Genomic DNA, 22,637 nt, shown 5'->3' with positions numbered 1-22,637 from the left:
TCAGTTGCGAAAAACGAGACAGCCTCTTTCTATATTTCTGTTTGGGTGTCAATTATTCTGACAGCAATCCCAGTGCTTGATCGTATTCAAGCTTAGCGATTCTCACTTTGTAAAATGCCTGTAGCTGGTTCATTCTCGACTCCGTCAACGCCAGCTCAGCATCTGTAAGCTCCAGCCTGGAGCTGAGGCCAGACTGGAACCGCTCATTTACCATTGCAAAGTTTACTTTCGCCGCCTCAACAGTATTGTCATGAATCTCCAATCTTCTTAGCCCCTCCCGCAAATCATTCTCATGAGACTGTACTTCAATCGCAGCTTTTTGCGATAAATCCTGCAATGCTAGTTCGCTTTGCTGGAGCATTACACTTGCCTTACCCAACCTGGAATTTATTTTATTCCCGGAGAAAATGGGCACATATGCCTGAATGCCTAAAAAAGATGTGCCAGGCCAACGGCTGAAGCTGAGATCGAAAGACTGCGCCTGTAGTTGATAAGCACCCATCATGGTAATGGTGGGTAGTTTTTGAGCCTTCGTCTGACTCATCATACTTTCGCCTATTTCTACACGCAATCTTATTTGCTGAAGATCAGGCCTGTTGGCCGCAATCTCAGCTTCTCCAGCAGCAGTCGAACCAAAGATCATAATGCCCTCATCAATCTCAAGATTATCGATAAGGACGATTGTCTCAGCCGACTCAAGGCCAATTATCCTGGCCAGGTGCAGCAGTGTCGTCTCATACTGATTTTGAAGATACGAAATAGACGACCTGAGATTTTCAACCGCTATAAAGCTTCGCAGTGTATCCACCTTCAAGCCCTTACCCTGGCTGAGAAGAGATTGACTGTCTTCCAGTGAGCGCACGTTCCGCTCCAGGCTTTGCTGATTCAGTTTAAGTGACTCACTCAGGAGCAAAGCCCTCAGGTAGGTGGTGGTTACTTCCGCAGTCAGTCTGGCTCTGAATGCTCTGGTTTCCTGTGCCTGAAATGCCTCGCCAAGCGTTGCGGTTTTCACCTGCCTGCGGGCGGACTCTGACAACAGCGGTTGTTGAAAAGCCAGGTAGCCATTTACTGCGTTTTTTCCACCAACAGCTACGTCTACTACCGGCGTGTTTTCATCGCCAACGAAAGCCCCAGGCATAAAAATTACCTGTCTTTCGAAGTAATGGGCATAACTTCCCTGAGCAGACAATGTGGGCAGCAAGTCGCTCCGGGATTCCAAAGTTTCCATTTTGGAAACTTTCTCTTCCAATAACTGCACCTGCATGGCCTTATTTTTCGCTTTTGCCATAGTAAGCGCCTCGCTCAGTGAAAGATGCACCTCCTGAGCGGTAGCGGGCAGCACGATACCTAGCATCGCAATGGCCGCTATCAATGATCTATTATACTTTTTCATAAAATTAACTTTTTGAGATCACCATATTTGCCTCCGTCTCATCCACTACTTCCTTTCTCCTTTTACCTGAAGCGAGATAAGAATAGACCGCCGGGATGATGAACAAGGTGAGTATGCCAGCGAATATCAGCCCGCCTACTACTACAATCCCAAGTGATTGACGGCTATTATGGGTCATCGCAATGGGCAATGCACCAAAAATCATTGCGAGTGAAGTCATCAGAATCGGCCTGAATCGCTGCTCTGCGGCCTGAATGGCAGCGTCAAACTTTGACAGGCCAGTGTCCTTTAGGTGATTGGCAAACTCTACTATCAATATGCCATTCTTTGTTATGAGACCAATAAGCGTAATGATGCCGATTTGGCTAAATACATTGAGGCTTTGGCTAAACCAGTCCAGGCTCAAAAGCGCCCCGGTAATAGCCATGGGTACTGTAAGCATGATGATCAGGGGATCACGAAGACTTTCAAATTGCGCTGCCAGTATCATGTATATCAGCACCAGGGCCAGTATCAGTGTGTACGAAAGGCTTCCCTTACTTTCCACGTAATCACGAGATTGCCCGGCTAGCGTCGTTCTGAAATTATCGCCCAAAACCTCCGACTTAATCCGCTCCATCTCCTGAATTCCTTCGTCCAGACTTACGCCAGGTGCCAGGCCAGCCGAAATGGTGGCAGAGGTGTATTGATCATAGCGGTATATGGTGGCAGGACTTATTCCATCCTCGATTGTTACCAGATTGTCCAGCGAGATCATTTGTCCATGAGCCGACCTGACATGAATTGCCCGAAGGTCGCTGATATCGTTACGGTTGATGCGCTCCACCTGACCAATTACTTCATACTGCCTGTCGTTTTTCATAAAATACCCATAGCGCTGACCAGAAAAGGAAAGCTGCATCGCTCTGGCCACTTCCTGTATAGAAACTCCCATCATGGCGGCTTTTTGGCGATCTATATTAATTTTGATCTCTGGCTTATTGATCTTGAGATCACTGTCAACAAACATTAGCTTATTGCTTTGTCTTGCTGCGGCCAGAAACTTAGGAAGCACACTGGCCACGCTGTCCAAATTGGATGCTTGCAACACATATTGCACGGGCTGACCTCCGCCGTATCTGGTACCAATCGTAGGTGGCATATAGGGGAAAAGAAGGATGTTTCTAAATTGCCCTGAAGCAGCCCCATATTGGTAGTACAATTCCTGTGCAGTCACGCTCCTTTCCTTTGGGTCTTTCAGATAGATACTCTGCACGGCGACGTTGATGGGTGCCGGAGCAGGAATAAATGAAATGGCCACCATTGAATACGTTTGATAGAGACCTTCTGTATTGTCGTTGACGTAATGACCAACCTCTTCCATATTCTCCTTCATGAAGTCATACGAAACTCCTTCAGGGGCGATAGCAATAAGCATCATGTTTGACCGATCCTCCAAGGGCGCCAGTTCTGATGGCAACTTATTTCCAAGCACATAAATCACCACGCCCCCTGCAATCAGGAATATCCATGCCAACCACCTGAACTTCATAAAAACTTTCAGAAGTGATCCGTAACCTCCATTGAGCTTAATGAAAAATGGCTCGGTGACCCTATGAAGCCAGTTGGGCTTTACGTGCTGCTTCAACAGGTAAGCGCTAAGCATAGGAGAAAGAGTGAGCGCCACAAATGCCGACACGATCACCGATCCCGATACCACTATAGCAAACTCTTTGAAGAGCTGCCCACTTATGCCTCCCATAAATACTATGGGCAAGAAAACTGCCGCCAGGGTGATGGTGGTAGAAATGATAGCAAAATATATTTCCCTGGATCCTGCGAATGCCGCCTGAATAGGATTGGCTCCATCTTCAATCTTTTTGTAGATGTTTTCAAGTACTACAATGGCATCGTCGACAACCAATCCTATAGCCAGCACCAAGCCCAAAAGCGTCAGGACATTGATAGAAAAGCCTGCCAGATACATGATGAAGAATGCCGAGAATATTGACACGGGAATGGCCAGCACGGGAATGATGGTAGATCGCCAATCACGCAGAAAAAGAAAGATAATGACGACAACCAACCCAAAAGCGATGAAGAGCGTCTCCACCACTTCTGTAATTGACTCACGAACTGGTTTGGTGAAATCGAACCCTACAATCAACTTGTAGTCAGTAGGTATCTCCTTGCGCAATTCATCGAGGCGGCGGTAAAATTCATCCACAACTTCGATAGCATTGGCTCCTCTTTGTATTTGAATCGCCACGCCAACGCCCACTCTGTCTGCCTTGTTGGTGCCGTTAATGATTGCATTGCGCTCATTCACTTCCCCAAGTTCTGCATAGCCAACGTCCTTCAACTTTATGACTGAATTTGCAGTTTGCTTAATAATCATGTCATTGAATTCGTCGGATGTAGTAAGACGTCCCAGGGTGCGGACACTCAACTCATTTTTTTCTCCCTCAATCCTGCCTGAGGGGAGGTCTATATTCTCTCTGTGCAAAGCCTGGCGAATATCCTCTGGAGTTAAATTGTAGGCTGTCAGCTTGATCGGGTCGAATCTCAGTCTCATGGCGTACTTATGCTCCCCGACTATACTTACACTTTGAATGCCGGGGATAGACTGCATTCTTTCCTTGATAACTGTTGAAGCCAAATGGCTTACTTCCTTTATGTCTCTTGAATCACTCTCCACTTCAAGGAATGCCACCAGATTATCGGGGGAACTCGCTTTTTCAACTATTGGTGGGTCGACGTCCGAGGGCAGCTGGCTTTTTGACTTCGCCACTTTGTCACGCACGTCGTTGAGGGCGTCTTCAAGGTCTAGCTCTCTGTTGAATTCTATTGAAATGATGCTAACCTGCTCTCTGGACTCCGACGAAATAGTGCGAACGCCATTCGCTTCGGCGATAGATTCTTCCAAAGGCTTCGTAATTTTAGAGGCTATTACATCGGGGCTGGCCCCGGGGTAAAAGGTAACAACCGCAATAACTGGTGGCTCGGTTAACGGGAACTCACGTATCCCAAGATATCGCCACCCAACCATTCCAGCAATCACTATGAGTGCGGAAAACACACCTGCCAAAACAGGCTTTTTGATACTTAATGATGGTAGACTCATGGCTCCAATTATTTAGCAGTGACAACTTGTACAGGAGTGCCATCACCGGTGCGAAGAATGTTGGAAACCAAGACTGAATCGCCATCGGCGAGGCCTGCCGTAATCAGCGCATCGGACTCATTTCTTGAGAAAACGGTCACTGGGCTGAACCTGGCCACCCCCTGCTTTACCACAAAAACACCAAAACCATTGGCTCCTGGAATGAGGGCTTGAGTGGGCAGAGTAAGGCCCTTCGTGTTTTCGTCAGCGACGGAAAAGTAAACCTTTGCCGACATACCCGGCACTAGTCGATTGTCTCGGTTGTCGGCCACTGCCTGCACGGTTATACTTCTGCTGGCAGCGTCTATTCCTGATTCCGTGGCAATTATGCGAGCCGCTATGCTGGAACCACCAGTGGGTGCCTGGAAATGTATTGTCTTTCCGCTTGCCACAAAAGCAATGTATTTTTCAGGGACTGAAAATTGAATTTTTACGCTTCCCTGCTCCTGCAACGCAACCAATGGCATTCCTGGCGAAACCCAGGAACCAACTTCCACTTTACTGATTCCAATTTTCCCGGAGAAGGGGGCATGAATGAAGGTCTTGTCCAGCTCATTCTTCAGTAAGTCCTCCGTAGCCTGGAGCAACGCAAGTCTCGATTGCGCAACGTCGTATTCTTCCTGCCGCACTGCCTCATTTTTCAGCAGCTCAGCCAAGCGACCTTCGCTCAATTTTGCCAGGCCAAGTTCGGCCTGATTTTGCTTCAGTTTGGCAACAATTTCGCCGTCCTCCAGCTTGTACAGCAGCTGGCCTTTGTGTACTACGCTGCCTTCAGTAAAAGATACGGCAACAACCTTCCTGGATACTTCGCTGGCGATCATTACCTCACGACTAGCAACAACAGAGCCCGCAACGACTTCCTCCTGGGTGACAGCGGTTGATTTCACAACCTTGACATCCACTGGCAGTCGACTAATGGGCGCATTGCCTTGATTTGAGTCATTGGATGTACCTGAGGTGCAGGCGACAACAATCGCACCGATGACCAGGAAGCTCAAATAGCTAAAAAATTCATTTGTTTTCATTTGTTTGAAGTTTGATTATGGATGTAAAAAACGTGAATCCAACACGCCCTGATTTGCATTTAAATCGGTGCTATTTATATAGTTTACAGAAAGCAAAAAATCTGGCGTTCGGCCAGACTTTTTGCACTAAAAAACAAGAAAATTAGAAGGTACCTTATTGTGGCCGCTGCTGCTTAATACCAAACACAGCGATCAAAATGCTAAGTCCACTGATGCATGCGGCGGCTTTAAATGCAGCCTGAAAACCAACATTCAGCGCTTCTGTAGTCACCCCCGCTTCGGCGGAGAAGCTGTTGGTAGTACCGATGGCGATGGCAGCGGCTATCGCCAATCCGATAGCTGACCCCACCTGATAGGTAGTGTTAACCAAGCCAGATGCAAGGCCCGACTCCTCTGGTTTTGCACCCGATATTGATGCGATGGTGCCCGGGATATAGGCCAGCGACATACCAAGGGCTCCCAGCAAGGAGGCCCCAAGCACATCGGAGAGGAAATTCCCGTTTACTGGAACTTGCGAAAACCACAGCAGTGAGCAGGTAAGTGCCACGAGCCCTGCAATTAATGGCTTTTTGAAGCCAAATTTTGCGATGAGCTTACCAGTGACACCCACCATAAGCACCATGATTACTATAGTCATTGGGAGTAAAGCCAAACCGGAAAAAAATGCAGTGTAGCCCAGCGACTGCTGTAAATAAAGATTAAGGTAAAACCACAGAGGTATCCATGCGCCAGCCATTAAGGCCATAATTAAGTTGCCGCTTGAAAGATTTGGCGCTTTGAATATTGAAAGTGGCAACAATGGAGCCTGCACCCTTTTTTGTACAAACACAAAAGCAATAAACAAAGCTAATGACGTTGCAAAAAGGCCAATGGTGTGCGTGGTCAGCAATCCATTCTTGTCGACCATAACTAACGAATAAACCAGTACCATAGTGGCCAGCGTCACCAATACTGCTCCCAAATAATCTATTTTCCCCTTTCGTCTATTTCCGCTCACCAGAAGCATTGCTCCGGCAATCATGACGAAAATGCCCATGGGTATATTAATATAGAAGGTCCATCTCCACGAGGCGTAATCGGTGAGCACTCCTCCCAAAAATACGCCCGCCGAGCCGCCAGCAGCTGCTGATGCTCCCCAGAAGCCAAATGCTTTGGCTAGTTCTTTCGGGTCTGTAAAAATGGTCATTAGGAGAGAAAGAGCAGAAGGTGCTATCAAAGCTGCCCCAAGGCCCTGCATGGCTCTTCCGATATTCATCGAGGTTTCGGACCAGGCCAGCCCGGTAAGAAGCGAGGCAGCAGTAAGCACAGCAAACCCCCAAAGAAATACTTTTTTGGGGCCATGGAGGTCAGAAAGCTTTCCGCCCAAAAGAAGCACACCGCCAAAGATTATTACGTAGGCATTGAATATCCACGACAATTCAGAGGGCGTGTAATTCAATGCTTCCTGAATGGCCGGTAATGCCACACCAATAATGGACGTATCCATTATTACCATAAATTGTGCTGTGCACAAAATAGCCAAAGCGGCCCACCGATTGACTTTGAGCTCGCTTGTTTTGATTGTTGTTGTATCAGACATATTTTGAGTTGTTTATACAGGGACAAAGTTTCTCGAAATGCCTGACCTTCTTCTACATTTAAATGGGTTCGATTTATATAATTCCATGGCGGTCAACAACCGGCGATTGGACTTGCCTGATGTGAGTGCAGGAAATCACTTGCCTTTCAGCAGCAGGTGGCATTGAGCATTTCGGGTACTGCCTTGCGGAAAAAAGTAGGCGCATGGCCCTGATACTCTTTAAATTGATGGGACATATGATTCACGCTGCTATACCCCGTCATGTAAGCTATTTCCGTTGCCGACAAGGTGGAAGAAGTCAGCAGGTTCTTTACCTTTTCTATCCTTATTGAGATAAAATATTGCTCAAGGGTTATGCCTTCGTGTTCAGAAAATAGCTTACTGATGGAGCTATAATTTAGCCCCAGCGATTCGGAAATTTGCTTTGAGAATTTCATTGGTGCGCCGTAATGATAATTTGACTCCAGAGCTTGATGAATCACAGACTTGACTTGTGATATTAGCTTATGTTGTCTGCTTGAAATAACCTGAAGGTCTGCTTCTGAAAGCATTTCCTCAAGCTGCGACTGCTCAGCAGGCGTAGGGGTTTTATTTATTGCTACGCTCCCAAGGCTAATTTTCTGCACCACAAACCCCATCTGTTCAAGTTTCCTTTTCACAAAGAGGATGCAACGATCGCAAACCATGCCCTTTATTTGAATTTGGTACTTTTGCTCCATACCGAAATGCTTTTGGAACAAAGTACACGCTATACAGGCAGGGCGTCTTTACACAAATACCGGAATGTGTTGTAGAATTCCTTCCTCCATGATCGAGGCTCTTACTCAGATATGTGATCAAGGGATTTCCGTTCCATATCAATCTCCCTGGATTTCTTTAGAGCGGAAGGGGTGAAACCAGTCATCTTTTTAAACTGTGTCGACAGGTGAGCCACACTGCTATAGCCTAGTTTGTCGGCAATCTCGCTAAGATTGAGCTCATCGTAAAACAACAACTCCTTCACTCTTTCAATTTTTTGCTTGATGATGTATTGCTCCAATGTGACTCCCTCGACAGACGAAAACAAGTTGCTTAGGTAATTGTAGTCAAAATGCAGGCTCTCAGAGAGCACTGTTGACCAATTGTATTTCCTTTCAGATGATTCCTTATTGTGGATGAATTGAATAATCAATGACTTCATCGACTCAATAAGCTTCGCCTTCTTGTCATCAATGCGCTCAAACCCCATGAGACGCAATGAAGCGTCCAGCCTGTCGAATTGCTCTTTTGAAAGTGACTCATTTTCCAATTCGACTTCGCCCAACACAACGCTTCGTACCTGTAGTTCTTGCTTCTCAAGCTCCTGCCCGATCATCAAGATGCACCGATTACAAACCATATTTTTGATGCTTATAAGCATAGGCAACTGGCACTTATCCCTTTATAAAAATAAGTCAACACTGCGAATCACCATAAACTTGACAGGTTTTATTTCCTCAGCGTTCGCCAGTTGGTTATTTGTTTCGAATAAAATTCTGGTGAGTGAACACGTGAAACTTAGCAAGCAATCCTCCAAATACTCACCCTCACACCAATGCCACCTTGGCACGCCGCCCAGATGAATTTTAGATATTTCAGCCACCATTTCCCTCCATTCTTTGCCAAAATTCTTATTTCAGCCTAATTTGAGCCCCGCCTATTGGACACATACAATGGCTTGTTTTACGGACTAGGTAAGTCCCGCTTTTGCTACTCAGAAATTATAACTACTGATACATATGATGAAACGACTCACATTCTCACTGACTCTCTGGTTGGCAGCATATGCTGGCTGGGCTCAGGAAGGATACAAAACTCTCCCGCTAAATGACCTGTCATCGTTCAAGGCTCAGGCCGGCAACTGGATGATAGTTGGCGACGTAACGATGGACAGAAACCTATCCATTCACCATGAGGCACCGCCAGTTGAAACAGGCAAAAAGAAGAAAAAGAGTAAGGCCGCACCAGAACCGGAGCATCCAGTAAAGTATACTTCCGGGCAGGGCATCCTCCTCAATTTCAACGACGACCAGAAAAAAGACAACCTGGTCACAAACTGGATTCATGGCGACATTGAGTTGGAGCTTGAGGTGATGATTCCCAAAGGATCGAACTCCGGCATTTACCTTCAAGGTAACTACGAGGTGCAATTGCTCGATAGTTGGGGGGTGAAAAACCCAGGCTTCGGTGACATTGGCGGCATTTATCGCAACTGGGAAAATGAACCAGCAAAGGCTTATGCCGGAAAGGCTCCGAGGACAAATGCTGCAAAAGCACCCGGCCTTTGGCAAACAATTAAAATTTCTTTCCAGGCCCCAAGGTTCAATACCGCAGGCGAAAAGACAGAAAACGCCCGGTTTGTGTTTGTGGAATTGAATGGTGTACGGATTCACGACAACCTGGAAGTACCACGCCTGACGGGCGGCCCTATCAATGACAAAGAAGTGGCCGAGGGCCCTCTCATGATCCAGGGTGACCATGGTCCGGTGGCGTTCAGGAACATCCGTTACAGGTTGCTGAAGCCAGCCAATGTTTCGCTATCTGGTATCAACTACGAAGTTTTTGACGGGCATTTTGAAAGTGAAAAGGAATTTAAAGACCTTATGCCGACTTCGATAGGGTCAACAGAACAACTTACCTGGGAAGTAGCGAAGAAAGACAATGAGTTTGCTGTAAGATATTACGGCGCACTGGAAATACCGGCCGACGACACCTACAAGTTCAGCGCCAATACCGGCAATGCAATGAAGCTGGTCATTGATGGGCAAACGATTTCCAACTATTATGAGAGGGGCGGAAAACCTATGAAGCTCTCAAAAGGGACCCATGCCATTGAAATTACCTACTTTAAATATGTGAGCTGGGTGAGTCCAAACATGGGATTGTGGGTAGAAAGCTCCAACAGCTACCCACAAGCGCTGCATGCATTCAGTTCATTTCCACCGGCGAGCAATGTGGCCTCCCCTATCATTGTTGAAACGGGCAATAGTCCGAGGCTACTGAGAGCATTCCTCGATTACAATAGGGACAGAAGCCAAAGGCTTACGCATACGATCGCCGTGGGTGATCCTGCTGGTCTTAACTACATCTACGACATGAAAAGTGGCAGTGTAGTGTGCCTTTGGAGAGGTGGTTTCATCGATGCCACACCCATGTGGCATGAAAGAGGCGATGGCTCCTTCAGGCCAATCGGCGTGGTGGAGTACCTGACAAGCAAGCCAACACTAGTACTGGCAGGACAAAGCAGCGCCAGCCTTGAGCTAAATAACATCCCCGATTTCAGAAGCAGCGGTTACACACTTGATGGCAATGGTCTTCCAACCTTTCTTTACACATACAGCGGAGCAAGCGTAAAAGATAAGAGTAAGCTGGTAGAAGAAGGCAAGGTGCTTCAGAGAGAAATATCTGTTGAAAATGCGCCCGCAGGCAGCCAGGTCAGAATAGCCGAAGGCAGCCAGATCAGAAAGCTGGATAATGGAGCGTATGCTATCGACGGCTTTGACTACTACATAGAGCTGAAATCAGCACAAGAGGCCACCATTGCCGACAAGGGAGCCACAAAAGAGCTCCTGGTGCCAGCAACTGGTTCGGTTGTTTATCAAATTGTTTGGTAATAAAATCTGAAAGAAACCATGAAAAAATATATCTCATTAATAGCCCTGCTTGTAGGATTCAACGCTTTCTCGCAGGAAGCTGAAGAAAGCGACTTCTACAAGATTATTACCATCCCCACACCGGAGACCATGCTCCTCGAAGTAGGTGGTATCACAACGCTTCCTGACGGAAGGGTGGCTCTCGCTACCAGACGAGGTGATGTTTGGATGGTAGAAGATCCCTACATGCGCAACAGTAATCTACCTTCTTTCAGTCTTTTCGCCAGCGGTCTTCACGAGCCGTTAGGATTGACTTTTAAGGAGAACGCTCTGTTGACAGCACAGCGGGGTGAGCTTACAAAGCTACAGGACACCAACGGCGACGGGCGGGCCGATGTGTATGAGACCATCTACGCCTGGCCGGTATCAGGTCACTATCATGAATACTCTTATGGCCCCAAAATAGCCCCCGACGGAAGCATGTTTGTTTCAGGCAATGTAGCCTTTGGCGACCAGGAATGGTGGAGAGGTGAAAGCAGGGTGCCGTGGAGAGGCTGGATCATGCGTATTTCACCAGAAGGCGATATGGAGCCATGGGCTACAGGCATGCGATCACCAGCTGGACTAGGAATGATCAACGGAGAACTATTCTATGCCGACAACCAGGGCGACTGGATAGGATCCGGTGGTGTGTGGCATATCAAAAAAGGTAGTTTTACCGGGCATCCGGCGGGTTTGAAATGGGCCGACAGAGAAGAGTCTCCAGTCACGGTTTCAGCCAAAGAGTTTTATGCTAAAGTACATGAGGAAAGGGAGCAAGTGGATGGCAGATACCTGAAGCCTGAGAACAACGCTGATGAGAAAAACCCTGAGATGCTGTATCATGCGAAAGAATCGGTGCCTGAGATTACGCTGCCAGCGGTATGGTTGCCACATGGCATCCTGGGCATTTCGAATTCTGAAATTCTCGAGATAGGTGAAGACGCCAGCTTTGGCCCGTTCAAAAACCAGCTTTTGATCGGCGACCAGGGTCAAAGTAAAATCATGAGGGTAAGCCTTGAAAAAGTAAACGGAGACTACCAGGGAGTGGCCTTCGACTTCATCAAAGATTTCCAATCGGGTGTGCTTCGCATGAGCTGGGGCCATGATGGCTCGCTCTTCGTTGGAGAAACCAACAGAGGCTGGGGTTCGGCAGGAAGCACTACATCTGGCCTTGAACGTGTGGTGTGGACGGGCGAAACTCCTTTTGAGATGCAAACAGTGAAGGCAATGCCTGATGGCTTTGAGATTCGTTTTACTCAAGCTGTTGACAAAGCCTCTGCCGAAGACCTGGACTCGTACGCTGGCCAGTCTTTCATTTACAAGTACCACTCTGTCTATGGAAGCCCTCCAATCAACACCGAAAAGCTAGGCATCAAAGGTGTAAAAGTAGCCGAGGATGGCATGAGTGTAAGACTTGTGGTTGACAACCTCCGCCAATATTATGTACATGAGATCAATCTGCCAGGGATAAAGTCTGCAAATGGATCATCGGTGCTCCACGGCACTGGTTACTACACCTTGAATAATATTCCTGCAGGCGCCAAATTGAACATGACAGAGGTGAGCACCAAACGGTCATCGGCTTCTAAAAAGGTGGCACCTAAAAAAGTCGCTGCAAAACCAGCGGCCCCCAAGACTTCAGCCAATGCTGTGCTGACGACTGAGGAGATCAAGCCAATTCTGGCCAAAAACACTTGCCTTGCGTGCCATCAGGTGGACAAAAGGCAGGTTGGGCCGGCCTACAAAGACATTGCGGCCAGAAGGTATACGGCGAAACAAATCGTTGATCTTATCCGCAATCCGAAGGCAGAAAACTGGCCTGGTTATTCAACTGAGATGCCTCCAATGCCACAGGTGTCGGACGAAGATGCGATGAAAATAGCCAACTGGATCATTTCGTTGCAAGAGGAAAGACCCTAGATGTTTGGAAAAGAATGAAAGAATTAAAGGCCTCCAGAGTTAACCTGGAGGCCTTTTTTATGCAAGCAATGCAACTATCGACTCTGCACCGTGAGCCTGAGCATGGACCAAGGCTGTGTTTCCTTTGTTGTCCTTCAAATGCTTGTCCGCTCCAGCAGCCAGCAGCATCCTGGCAATTTCAATTTGCCCGAAAGTAGTGGCATAAATGAGGGCTGAGGCTCCCTGTTTGTTCTGAATATTTACGTTTGCACCATGCTCAAGCAGCATTTCTACTATATCGGCATTACCTTTAAAGCAAACGCCCATCAAAGCAGTATTGCCAGCAGCATCCAAAGCATTTACATCGACACCACTTTCCAGGAGGAACTTTGCAATCTCGACCTGATCGCTGTAGGTCGCCAACACAAGCGGAGTAAACCCACGGGCATCCGGCTTTGTCATAAGCGAATTATCTGCTGTTGCCATCGCCATCACGTCAGCAAGATCACCTTGCCTGATCGACTGAAAAAAATCCATTCCTTTTTCCTTTAAGTAAAAAGGAGCAGCCAATCGACTACTCCTTATAAACACCTACTCTATTAGCTGGGTAACTAATATTCTTTAGCGCAAATGTATGGCTGATACAGTTATAATTCAAACTGATTTTCTTTATAATTAAATAGATAAAATCTATATTGCAAGAAATCATCGTGCAATGAATCTACAGCAACTTGAGTACATCGTGGCCCTGGATAACGAAAGGAGCTTTTCAAAGGCCTCGGATCAGTGCCATGTTACCCAGCCTACGTTAAGTATGATGATCCAAAAGCTGGAATCAGAGTACGACATAAAGATTTTTGACCGGAGTAAGTATCCCGTGGTTCCTACTGAAACGGGTAAAATCCTGATTAGCCAGGCCAGGCTCATTTTGCAGGAAGTGCACAAAATTCAAGAACTGGTGCAGGAAAAAAAGAACACAATTGCCGGCGATTTACAAATTGGCATCATTCCAACAATCGCCCCCTACCTGCTGCCGCTCTTTATCTATGAGTTTAATGTCAGGTACCCAAACATAAAACTGAAGATCTCAGAGCATGTCACGGACGAAATACTTGAAAAGCTGGACGAAGGCAAGCTAGACGCTGGCATACTTGTAAGCCCCGAGGACACCAAGCTGTTCAATGCCTTCCCCATCTACTATGAGCCGTTTGTGGTGTACTCGGCAAGAACCTTTGACAAGGAGCTTTTGCTGGCAGAAGATATTGACCCCAACGAGTTGCTGTTGCTTGAAGAGAGCCACTGCTTCCGTTCACAAATCATTCAATTCTGTGAGCTTAGAGACAAGAAAGAAAACATGCTTGAATTCACTTCAGGCAGCCTCGAAACGTTAAGAAACCTGGCGGACAAAAACCTTGGCATCACCATCCTCCCAGAATTGAGCACTTTGCAGTTGAGAGACAGTGATTCAAAAAAGCTCAAACGTTTTGCCGCCCCAGCGCCGTTTAGGGTCATTAGTCTGATGACAAGACGTGACTTTGTGAAAAAGAGAATGATAACGGCATTTATGGAGGAGATCAAAAAGCATATTCCGGAAAAATTCCAGGCGCCACAAGGGCAGGAAATCGCCTACAGGCGAAAAGAAAAGAAGGTTACATTCTAGCTTATGACTGTGAAAAAAATTCTAATTGAAGGACTGGGCTGGGTAGGTGCTGTTCTGCTGTTGGCCGGGTTTGCGCTAACTAGCTACGGTGTTTTGGAGGGAGTGTCCTTCGAGTTTCAGTTGTTGAACCTGCTTGGAAGTGGCTTGTTGGCCATTTACACCTATATCAAGAAGGCCTATCCGAATACAGTTCTCAATATCATCTGGATTGTCATCAGTGTCATAGCGATATTTAATATCTTTATTTGAGTCAGTCAACAAGGGGCGACATCCTCTTTTGTAGAGAAACGAGCAAAAATGACAATAGGTGACTACATAGCAATATTTGATACGCATTTTGAAAAGTATAACAACCTGTCTCCCTGGCAAATTACCTCAAGGCTAACGGAGGTACTAACAGAGTTGCTTGAGTCCTGCGATAGTGATTTTTCTATACACAAGGGCATCGCACTGCATAAAACAGTAACAATTGAAAAAGGGGCCATCATCAAAGCACCGGCCATTATTGGGCCGAAATGCTTTCTTGGGGCACATGCCTACCTGCGTGGAGGCGTCTTCCTCGGGCAAGGAGTGACTATCGGACCAGGCTGTGAAGTAAAATCGAGCATCGTTTTCGATCACAGCAGCCTGGCTCATTTCAATTTCGTTGGCGATAGCATCATTGGAAGCAATGTAAACTTTGAAGCAGGCGCTGTCATCGCCAATCATTATAATGAAAGACAGGACAAGCGAATAAGAGTCCTTCATCAAGGCAGGGTTGTTGAAACGGGCAGCACAAAATTCGGTGCCCTGGTAGGCGACAACTGTAAGATAGGTGCCAATGCAGTGTTGTCGCCCGGCACTGTGCTTGATAAAAACAAAGTCGTGAAGCGACTGGAGTTGGTTGAGCAGGTTATAGAATGATTTGACGAAGAAAGCCGTCCACCTTGCAAAGACTTAAAAAAGAAAAACCACCGTCATGCCACGGTGGTCTTTGCAATTGAGTAAGGGTTTGAATAATTCTTTACTCGTTGTCTGCAAACTCAAAATTTTCTAGTCGTAAGCCCGCCTCTGAAACCATTTGTCATGCAGGCTCAGGCCAACGCTTACTGTGTAAACTGACTCTCTACCGGTGGCACTTGTCCCCATTTGTTCCCAGCCAAAGCCCAGATTAATTCTTGACATATAATTGCTCAGGGGGAGGCTTAGTCCGCCGGTTACACCGTAGCCAGCCATCTGCTGCTCGGTTAACTTCCAGGGTTTTGTTTCATAGAAGAAGCCAGCCCGCACAACTGCTCTACCAAAATAGGATTGACTTGCCGGATTGGGCATCCAGTCGACGCCTCCGGAAAACCTCCGGGTATCTAGCATTGTCACCTCGTTACCAAGAAAAGCCTTGGAGTAATCCTTGTAGAGGAAATCGCCACTGACAGCCACCTTGTCGAATAGAGATACCTCTAGTCCCACCCCGTATTCATCCGGGGTTATATAATCATCAGGATAAGAATCCCAACCGATAAGAAGACTTGATGTTTCGGCGTTGATCAGCTGATTGGTTTGAACAGTTTTCAGCTGAGTGCCTTTCTTCCATATGCCTCCAGCGTTGACATAACTATTCTTCCCGAATTTCTGCTGATACTGCATGCCAAAGTCAAAAGCAAAGTTGGCAAGAGAAAGCCGGTCTCTGGCATATGTTTCGTCAAGCTCGTCGAGCTGCACCTTCGTTTCCCGCTGCAGCGATCCAAAAAGGTAGTTGGCATTGAAACCGAAAGAAAGTCGCTTCCAAACGGTGTAACCAGCCCCAACATAGTAGCGATTCACTCCTCCTGTGCCTTTGTTCAACACATCGTAATTGCCATAGCCAGCCAGGTTTTTCACCTCGTTGATATTATAACCCATTTTTGAGTAGGGCGACATACCCACCACCAATCCCAGGTTGCTCATTGGCTTGAACCACATCGTTAGGTTGGTAATGGAGCTTTCTACAGAATTATAATGGCTGCTGCTGTAAGTAAAGTCATGAAATGAAAAAGCATAATCGGCCAGGAAAATATAGTTTGACGGAACAATCGGGCTTGTATAGGCAGCCGGGTTGGCCGTATTTAAGTCGTACCATGGTCGGCTGCCAATACCCGTTCCTCCTTTGGCTGTATTGATGCCTGAGCCCTGTGTCGCCAGCTGGCCAATGCCATAGTAACTATAGGGCGAGCCATAAATATCCTGTGCCGTAGCGGCAGCCAGGGTGCTAAGAAGCAAGACAAATGTTAGGATGATGCCTTTCATCATCAAAGATCTTCGTCGTAGACTTCTTCAGGTTTGAACTCCCAAATGTCATCCAACCTCACAGTGGAGCTTCGTCCGGTGGTTACAAAAATTCTGCTGCCTGCCACAAATGCAACTGCATCCTCCCTGGCGGGGCCTTCTATACCCGTATATTCCGACCAAAGGTCGGTGATAGGGTCATATTCCCAGGTGCTTACCAGCAAGCCGCTAAAGTTGCCCGTGGTGATATACCCCTTGCCATCTCTGCTAAAAGCTACAGCATTGTGCCTTACCACCAAATAATCGTCATCGTCGTCAAGGTCCAGCATTTGCTGCCACGTCCCGGCCACCATATCATACGCCCAGAAATCGTACTGATAAACACCGTTGTTTCTGCCAGTGCCTACATATGCCTTGTTGTCGATAGTGAATGCTACAGCATCCACCCGCTTGGATCCACCTATGCTGATCACCTGCGTCCACTCATTGGCAGCCGGGTCGTAGGTCCAAAAGTCCTTCAGGTCATTGCCATCGTAGCCAGTGCCAACGTATCCATTGGTGCTTGAATTAAAGGCAACAGCGCCATACCTGGCCGATCCACCAAAGTCGGCGACTTGCCTCCAGGCGTCCGTAGCAGGGTCGTACTCCCAGAAATCGCCTAAATTATTCAATCCATCGTAGCCGGTACCCACATACCCTTTTCCGTTTACACTAAAGGCGACGGCGGCACTTCTTTTCACTCCAGGGAAATCTGCCTTTCTCAACCAAAAGTTCAAAGACGGATCATACTCCCACAAATCGCTGAGGTATTCTGTGCCGGTGTAGCCGGTAGCCACATATGCCTTTTCTCCTATGCTGAAAGAAACAGCACCACTTCTTGTTACTCCTTCAAAGTCAGACACCTTGGTCCAGTTTCCCTGTGAGTCGTCGTCTTCACTATCATCGAGACATCCGGTGGATATAATACCCAGGCTCAGGAAAAGAAGCCATTTCATTTTTAAATTCATCCCTTTCATCTTATTCATCTATGTGTGTTTAATTATCATCCGTATCTAGCGGTATATAGTATACCTGGAGCTTCATTCCGTCCTGCCGGTTGCCGTCTTTCAAGTACACCCTGCCAGCGCCGTAAAGCATCGTATTTTCGTCAAGGCCCAAAAGAATGGAGTAATCGTTAGACTGATCAGTGTCGAGCAGGTTATTCACCAGATCGGTCACTTCAAGGCGGTAATAAGTATCCTTGCCAAATTCATCATCAAGCACAAACTCACTACTGGTGTCAAATGCGCCCAGCGGATAATTGTCGATGCTTCCATAATATCCGGTAATAGAAGTCGGCAGATTGGTATTGGCCCCGCTTCGGTAGGTTCCTGCAACCGGTCTTATCACCAGATCAGCATGGGGTATGTACACACTACCAGGCAGGATAAGAAGCTCCTGGATGTATGGAATTTCCACCTTTGTCATTATGTAGGCACCCGCCTGAATAAAGGAGTAATTGCTGGTTAGCTCGGAGCTTACGTCATCCAATTGGCTTTCAAGACCACTCAAGGTCGCTGATTTTGGATTGAACGTAGTCTTATTGAAGCAAACCGTACCCTGGCTTACAGGGAACTTATTGGTCAATTGCGTGGGTGGTATATCTGTGTAATCAGAATAATAGAGTTTGAGGCTCGAATTAGCTTTCATAAATCCCAAAAAGCCCTCACTGTCAGCACCCGGAACCAATGCAAATCCTTTCAGAAAGTCGGTGAATAGTGCAAGATTAAATAAGGCGCTGTTACTTGTCAGCCCCATCTCAAGCAGCTCCTTGCCCAGCCCGTCCGGCAACCTTATTTCAAGTGAGTCGGTGGTGTTTGGCCTTGGCTTAAATGAATAACTTTTCAGAGGAGTTTTCTCCAACGAAAAATTAGCTGTATTATATATAGTGCCATACGAATTATACTCGATACTTTCAGCTAACCTGTAAACATCGATGGTCTGCGTTTGAAGGGTATCAAAGTAATTATAGTCGTAATAGAGCACCAGTGTCAGGCTATCGAACCGGGAAGCAGCAGGCGGGTAAAACGAGTAGTCCTGGTAGGCTACTTCGAAAAAGGAGGTCGACGTAATCTCCCCAATGTATTCATCCTCATAGCGGCCCACCAGTAAGCGTTCGGTATCGGATGTTACAAACGAATCGAGACGAATGGTGGACACATCAAGTGTAAGCGTGTCAATAATTATAAAGTCGGGGGTAATATCATCGATCAAATCTACCGACACAGGCAGAAGGTCATTCTCCACGCAACTGGTGATTGCCACAGCAATACCAAGCAGCAGAACCACAACTTTTATCTTGCTAGCTATTTTCTTGAAACCCATACCCTTTTCTCACTCCTACTACAATTGGAAAATTGAAATCTTAAGTAAAATTGATGCTGAAAGCCCGGGTGCCGAAATTTTTTCAACCAACCATCCGAAAACCTCAATGACCAGTATCAGCTAACTCATATTAGTACCCGCTCTGTTGCTGCTCGCTAATCAAATACCTGCCCCACTTCTCATATTGCGGTGCTGTGAGCAGTTCCTCCAGTTGTTGGTTTCCGGACTTTCTAACTTGGTATAATTTGGCGTTTAAGGACTGTCGCCAGGGTTTGATTGTAGCTCAATGACCCGGGAAAAATACTTTTGGTTGGTTAGCCAAATCACCGCTTACAGGGTTGGAAGCAAGCCAAAGCTCATTTCCTCTCCCTTTTACTGGTCAATGTCAGCTTTAGCTCTTCTTTCGTTGAGCTTTGTAGACAAAACGCATCCAGCTTTCGTACTGACTTTCCGATAATACAGTTTCAAGGGACTGCGCCCATTTTTTCTTCAAGCGCCTCCTTTCCGCAATCGCTGCAGAATCGGACAAATTTCTATCTACCAAAGCTTCCAAGCCTTCTGCATACCTGCCGTTTGCTATCGCAACCACAATTTCCTGCGAAGGGGTCAAATGAAGCTTATTCTTCATCTTCCTTGTCTGCTCAGCAGCCTGAAAATCATTTTGAGCCGAAGCAAGAAATACCGGAAAGACAATCAGGAGAGAACAGGTGACTATCAACGCTTTCATTTCAGCTCCCAACTCCAGGCTTCTTCCAAAAATTATAGGTGAACTTCGCCATGAAATATCGCTGCAAAACCTCGGTTTGCACATCTTCCACATAAGCGTCGGTCACGTTCCTGCTAATGCTGTTATTCTGCTTTAGCAGGTCGTAGGCAAATAGGCTTAATTCACCCCTTTTGTCTTTAAAGAGCTTTTTACCAATACTCAGGTTCCAGAGAGCAAAATTTTGATCGTACCCTTCAGACAGGCCGCTGTAGAGCTGATGGGTCACGTCCGTCCGGAAAATAATGTCAGTCGGCAAAAGCCAGTTGAAGTTGAGTCGTGTCGATTGAAAAAAGTAATCCTGGCTTTGCCCTACCTGTAGCTGGTTCTCCACGCCGGTGAATGTGGAAGTAGATGATACGGTAAAGTCGAGTGATCGGCTTATGTTGCTGCTTAAAACCAGGCCCAGTCCCAATGCATTGCTGGTGACCATATTCAGGGCACTGTTAACCAGCCCCGGAGTTTTGGTTACACTGCCTGATATATTAAAATTAAGGTTGCTTTTCAGAAAGGATACTGGAATTCCATAGGTGATCAGTGAGCGAATGTTTTTATAACCATCGAGGTTGACCGGCTTTATAAACTGGCCGCCAGCAACGAGTAGCACGTCGCCAATTAACGTATCACGATCAGCAATGTAAGTTGAGTTAGTAATGTAATTGTCGGCAATTGTTCCTCCCAAAAATACCATCAAAGTCCCCGTATTTTCCCTTATGCCAGTAGTGAATCGGGCAGTGAAATTGTGTTGGTACTGCTGACTCAACTGTTCATTTCCTGCACTTAATTGCAAAGGATTTGAGTTGTCCACCACATTCTGAAGTTGGCTAATAGAGGGGATAGAAGTACTGGTTCTGTAAACCGCCATCAGGTTCTTGCCGGCCGAGCGATAGTTAAAATTGAACATACCCAACACATTTCTGTAGTCGCTCTTCAGATAATACTCATATGGGAAGGTGGTCTGATTATTTAGCTGGGCATACTGGTAAGTCACATTGCCAAGAACAGAAATGGGGCCATTGCGATAACGGTAGCCACCTCCAAACCTTTGAGCTGAGTACTGGCTACTCAAGAGGCTACTGAGTGCAGTATCAACTGCGGCGTAACCGGCATCAACATCAGCAACATTGTAGGTGTATTTCTCGGAGTCGGTCACTTTTCGGCTGATATTGTATTCAAGCGACACCATGCCGTTTTCGCTTACCGGTTCTGTATAGATGAGCCTTGAGGAGACTTCGTGACCTGGTGAAGAAATATCGGCACGCTGGTCGAGGCTATCAGTTTCATCCGTGAGTGTGTAATTGCTTGTCACACCAAGAAGCGATGTATTGCCGCTTCTATTGTTGGCACTCAGGCCTACATTCCACGAAAAAGTCCGTCCCCGCTTGTCAAACTTGTGTCGCCAAATCAGGTTGCCGTTTCCCGAGTAGCCCTCTATGTCGGATGTCTGCGCCGAGCTGGAGCCACTCACGGCTTGCGTGCCATCTGTCAAAATTCCCTGAATATCTGAAACCGACTTGTTGGCCTGGGTGCTTATCGATGGCAGAAAGAGGAGTGAGTTATTTTGATTGATATCGTAAGTCAATCGCAGGTTGAGCCGATGATTTCCGTTTTCGGTGGTGTTCAACTGTCGCTCAGAATAAGTTGGTGAGCCTTCAACATTGTACACCTGATTCGTAGACTGGTTTTGGCTATTGTCCGTTTTATTGTAGAAATAACTGCCTGTAACCTCCAGTTTTTCTCCAAAGCTATCCTGATAGTTCAAGCCAATAGCGTCTGTCGATGAAATGCCGCTTTGGGTACCCACTAGAAAATTATCCGTCGATGATGAGCCTCCTCCTCCCGGACCACCCCCTCCATCAGGGCGTCTTCCTCCTCCTCCAGGTCTGGCCCTCGCTCCGCCAGTGCTGGTAACGCCAAGTAAATCTTCGGAGGAAAAGTTTTGAATGTTGATATTGTTTGATTGAGCCAATACGGACAGCCGCTGGTCTCCATTCATTACGTTCAGCACACCACTTCCCATATACCTGTCATCGTTGCCCAGGCCTGCGCTGGCTTTCCCAAACAGGCTATTTCTCGCACCAGGTTTGGTAATGATATTGATGGTTTTTTGTCTCTCACCGTCGTCAAATCCAGTGAGCTGTGCCTGTTCGCTCAATTGGTCAAACACCTGAATTTTGTCAACGACCTCCGATGGCAGATTGCGCATGGCGAGGTTTACATCGTTACCAAAAAAGCGCTTTCCGTCAACCAGCACTTGCTTCACCTCCTCACCCTGGGCCTCTAGCTTTCCATTGTTCATTGAAACTCCAGGCATCTTCTGAACGAGGTCCTCCACCGATGCGTCCGACATCGTTTTATAAGCCTCAGAGTTGTATTCAACTGTGTCGCCTTTCACCTCCAGCCTCTCGGCTTCCCCCATTACCTTCACCTCTTCCAAAACTTTGAGGTCTTCCTCCATCTCAATCGCCCCAAATTCATAGCTCTTTTCCAGTTGATCGATAAATAATGCGACTGGCTTGTAACTAACGAATGAGATTTGCACTGAATAGCTCCCCGGCCTGACCCCGTCGAACCTGAACATGCCCTCATCATTCGTCACCGCTGCGATTGATCTGCCTCCGTTTTTCGAATTCTTCAAAACCACACTGGCTCCGAAAATGGGTGCGCCGAGCTTCCTGTCTACCACTTTGCCTGATATCTCGAAACCCTGCGCAACGGCCAGTGCCGGTATAAGCACCGCAATGGCAAAGCATACTATTCTTTTGAAGGGGGCCATGTATTTCTTGTTGATTGTTGGGCTCCCCGACCGCCAGCCTCAACAACATCCATGATGCTGCGGGTCGGGAATTAATGGCCGCAATAAAATAAACTGAAGAAGGGGACTAAAATTTATTCAATGAACCCGGTCATTTTATCAA

17 protein-coding genes are annotated in these 22,637 nt (G+C 46.9%); 5 read left to right on the top strand and 12 right to left on the bottom strand.

All coding sequences use genetic code 11. From position 1 onward, the window contains the following. Positions 1-52 precede the first annotated feature (52 nt). The 6 genes from RIF36_RS04240 to RIF36_RS04215 form a co-directional block, all read right to left on the bottom strand. Positions 53-1,393, bottom strand: a complete 1,341-nt coding sequence (locus RIF36_RS04240; protein WP_350075936.1) for a TolC family protein — start codon at positions 1,391-1,393, stop codon at positions 53-55. A gap of 4 nt (positions 1,394-1,397) precedes the next feature. After that, entirely contained in the window at positions 1,398-4,496 is a 3,099-nt protein-coding gene (locus tag RIF36_RS04235; protein WP_350075938.1) for an efflux RND transporter permease subunit, read from the bottom strand. An 8-nt stretch (positions 4,497-4,504) separates the two neighbouring features. Next, on the bottom strand, positions 4,505-5,560 hold the full coding sequence (locus tag RIF36_RS04230; protein ID WP_350075940.1) for an efflux RND transporter periplasmic adaptor subunit: 1,056 nt from the start codon (positions 5,558-5,560) through the stop codon (positions 4,505-4,507). A 154-nt stretch (positions 5,561-5,714) separates the two neighbouring features. Beyond that, positions 5,715-7,139, bottom strand: coding sequence for an MFS transporter (locus RIF36_RS04225; RefSeq protein ID WP_350119598.1), 1,425 nt, complete (start codon positions 7,137-7,139; stop codon positions 5,715-5,717). A 146-nt stretch (positions 7,140-7,285) separates the two neighbouring features. Then, positions 7,286-7,858, bottom strand: coding sequence for a helix-turn-helix domain-containing protein (locus tag RIF36_RS04220; RefSeq protein WP_350075944.1), 573 nt, complete (start codon positions 7,856-7,858; stop codon positions 7,286-7,288). Between the two features lie 101 nt (positions 7,859-7,959). After that, entirely contained in the window at positions 7,960-8,493 is a 534-nt protein-coding gene (locus tag RIF36_RS04215; RefSeq protein ID WP_350149315.1) for a helix-turn-helix domain-containing protein, read from the bottom strand. A 403-nt stretch (positions 8,494-8,896) separates the two neighbouring features. Between RIF36_RS04215 and RIF36_RS04210 the strand changes: the two genes are divergently transcribed. Further along, positions 8,897-10,771 (top strand): 3-keto-alpha-glucoside-1,2-lyase-like domain-containing protein, encoded by a 1,875-nt coding sequence (locus RIF36_RS04210; RefSeq protein WP_350119604.1) that lies wholly within the window; start codon positions 8,897-8,899, stop codon positions 10,769-10,771. Between the two features lie 18 nt (positions 10,772-10,789). Beyond that, positions 10,790-12,712: a DUF7133 domain-containing protein gene (locus RIF36_RS04205; protein WP_350119607.1), complete on the top strand. Its 1,923-nt coding sequence runs from the start codon at positions 10,790-10,792 to the stop codon at positions 12,710-12,712. Positions 12,713-12,769: 57 nt separating this feature from the next. Here RIF36_RS04205 and RIF36_RS04200 read toward each other — a convergent pair whose 3' ends face one another. Beyond that, the gene (locus RIF36_RS04200; RefSeq protein WP_350119610.1) at positions 12,770-13,228 is read right to left on the bottom strand and encodes an ankyrin repeat domain-containing protein; all 459 of its coding nucleotides are present in this window, start codon (positions 13,226-13,228) and stop codon (positions 12,770-12,772) included. Between the two features lie 178 nt (positions 13,229-13,406). Here RIF36_RS04200 and RIF36_RS04195 point away from each other — a divergent pair, with 178 nt between their 5' ends. Genes RIF36_RS04195 through RIF36_RS04185 form a run of 3 tightly spaced genes read left to right on the top strand, consistent with a single transcriptional unit; the run spans position 13,407 to position 15,254 of the window. Then, a complete protein-coding gene (locus RIF36_RS04195; RefSeq protein ID WP_350119612.1) occupies positions 13,407-14,351 on the top strand; it encodes a LysR substrate-binding domain-containing protein in 945 nt (314 codons plus the stop codon). A gap of 3 nt (positions 14,352-14,354) precedes the next feature. Then, complete coding sequence (locus RIF36_RS04190; RefSeq protein WP_350149313.1) at positions 14,355-14,600, top strand: CBU_0592 family membrane protein; 246 nt, start codon at positions 14,355-14,357, stop codon at positions 14,598-14,600. Between the two features lie 48 nt (positions 14,601-14,648). After that, positions 14,649-15,254: a DapH/DapD/GlmU-related protein gene (locus RIF36_RS04185; protein WP_350119615.1), complete on the top strand. Its 606-nt coding sequence runs from the start codon at positions 14,649-14,651 to the stop codon at positions 15,252-15,254. A gap of 129 nt (positions 15,255-15,383) precedes the next feature. Here the strand turns inward: RIF36_RS04185 and bamG are convergent, their stop codons facing one another. The 5 genes from bamG to RIF36_RS04160 form a co-directional block, all read right to left on the bottom strand. After that, positions 15,384-16,616, bottom strand: coding sequence for a BamG family beta-barrel-assembly machinery protein (gene bamG, locus RIF36_RS04180; RefSeq protein WP_350119618.1), 1,233 nt, complete (start codon positions 16,614-16,616; stop codon positions 15,384-15,386). Continuing rightward, complete coding sequence (locus RIF36_RS04175) at positions 16,616-17,617, bottom strand: Kelch repeat-containing protein (RefSeq protein WP_350119620.1); 1,002 nt, start codon at positions 17,615-17,617, stop codon at positions 16,616-16,618. Before RIF36_RS04175 ends, bamG begins: the two co-directional genes overlap by 1 nt. A 10-nt stretch (positions 17,618-17,627) precedes the next feature. Continuing rightward, on the bottom strand, positions 17,628-18,956 hold the full coding sequence (locus RIF36_RS04170; RefSeq protein WP_350119623.1) for a DUF4270 family protein: 1,329 nt from the start codon (positions 18,954-18,956) through the stop codon (positions 17,628-17,630). 391 nt (positions 18,957-19,347) lie between these two features. After that, a complete protein-coding gene (locus RIF36_RS04165) occupies positions 19,348-19,683 on the bottom strand; it encodes a hypothetical protein (RefSeq protein ID WP_350119626.1) in 336 nt (111 codons plus the stop codon). A 1-nt stretch (position 19,684) separates the two neighbouring features. Next, entirely contained in the window at positions 19,685-22,495 is a 2,811-nt protein-coding gene (locus RIF36_RS04160; protein WP_350119629.1) for an outer membrane beta-barrel protein, read from the bottom strand. Positions 22,496-22,637 lie beyond the last annotated feature (142 nt).

The sequence above is a fragment of the Imperialibacter sp. genome (assembly GCF_040222815.1).
In the GTDB taxonomy this organism is placed as follows: domain Bacteria; phylum Bacteroidota; class Bacteroidia; order Cytophagales; family Cyclobacteriaceae; genus Imperialibacter.
This window is presented reverse-complemented; position numbering and strand designations above follow the sequence as displayed.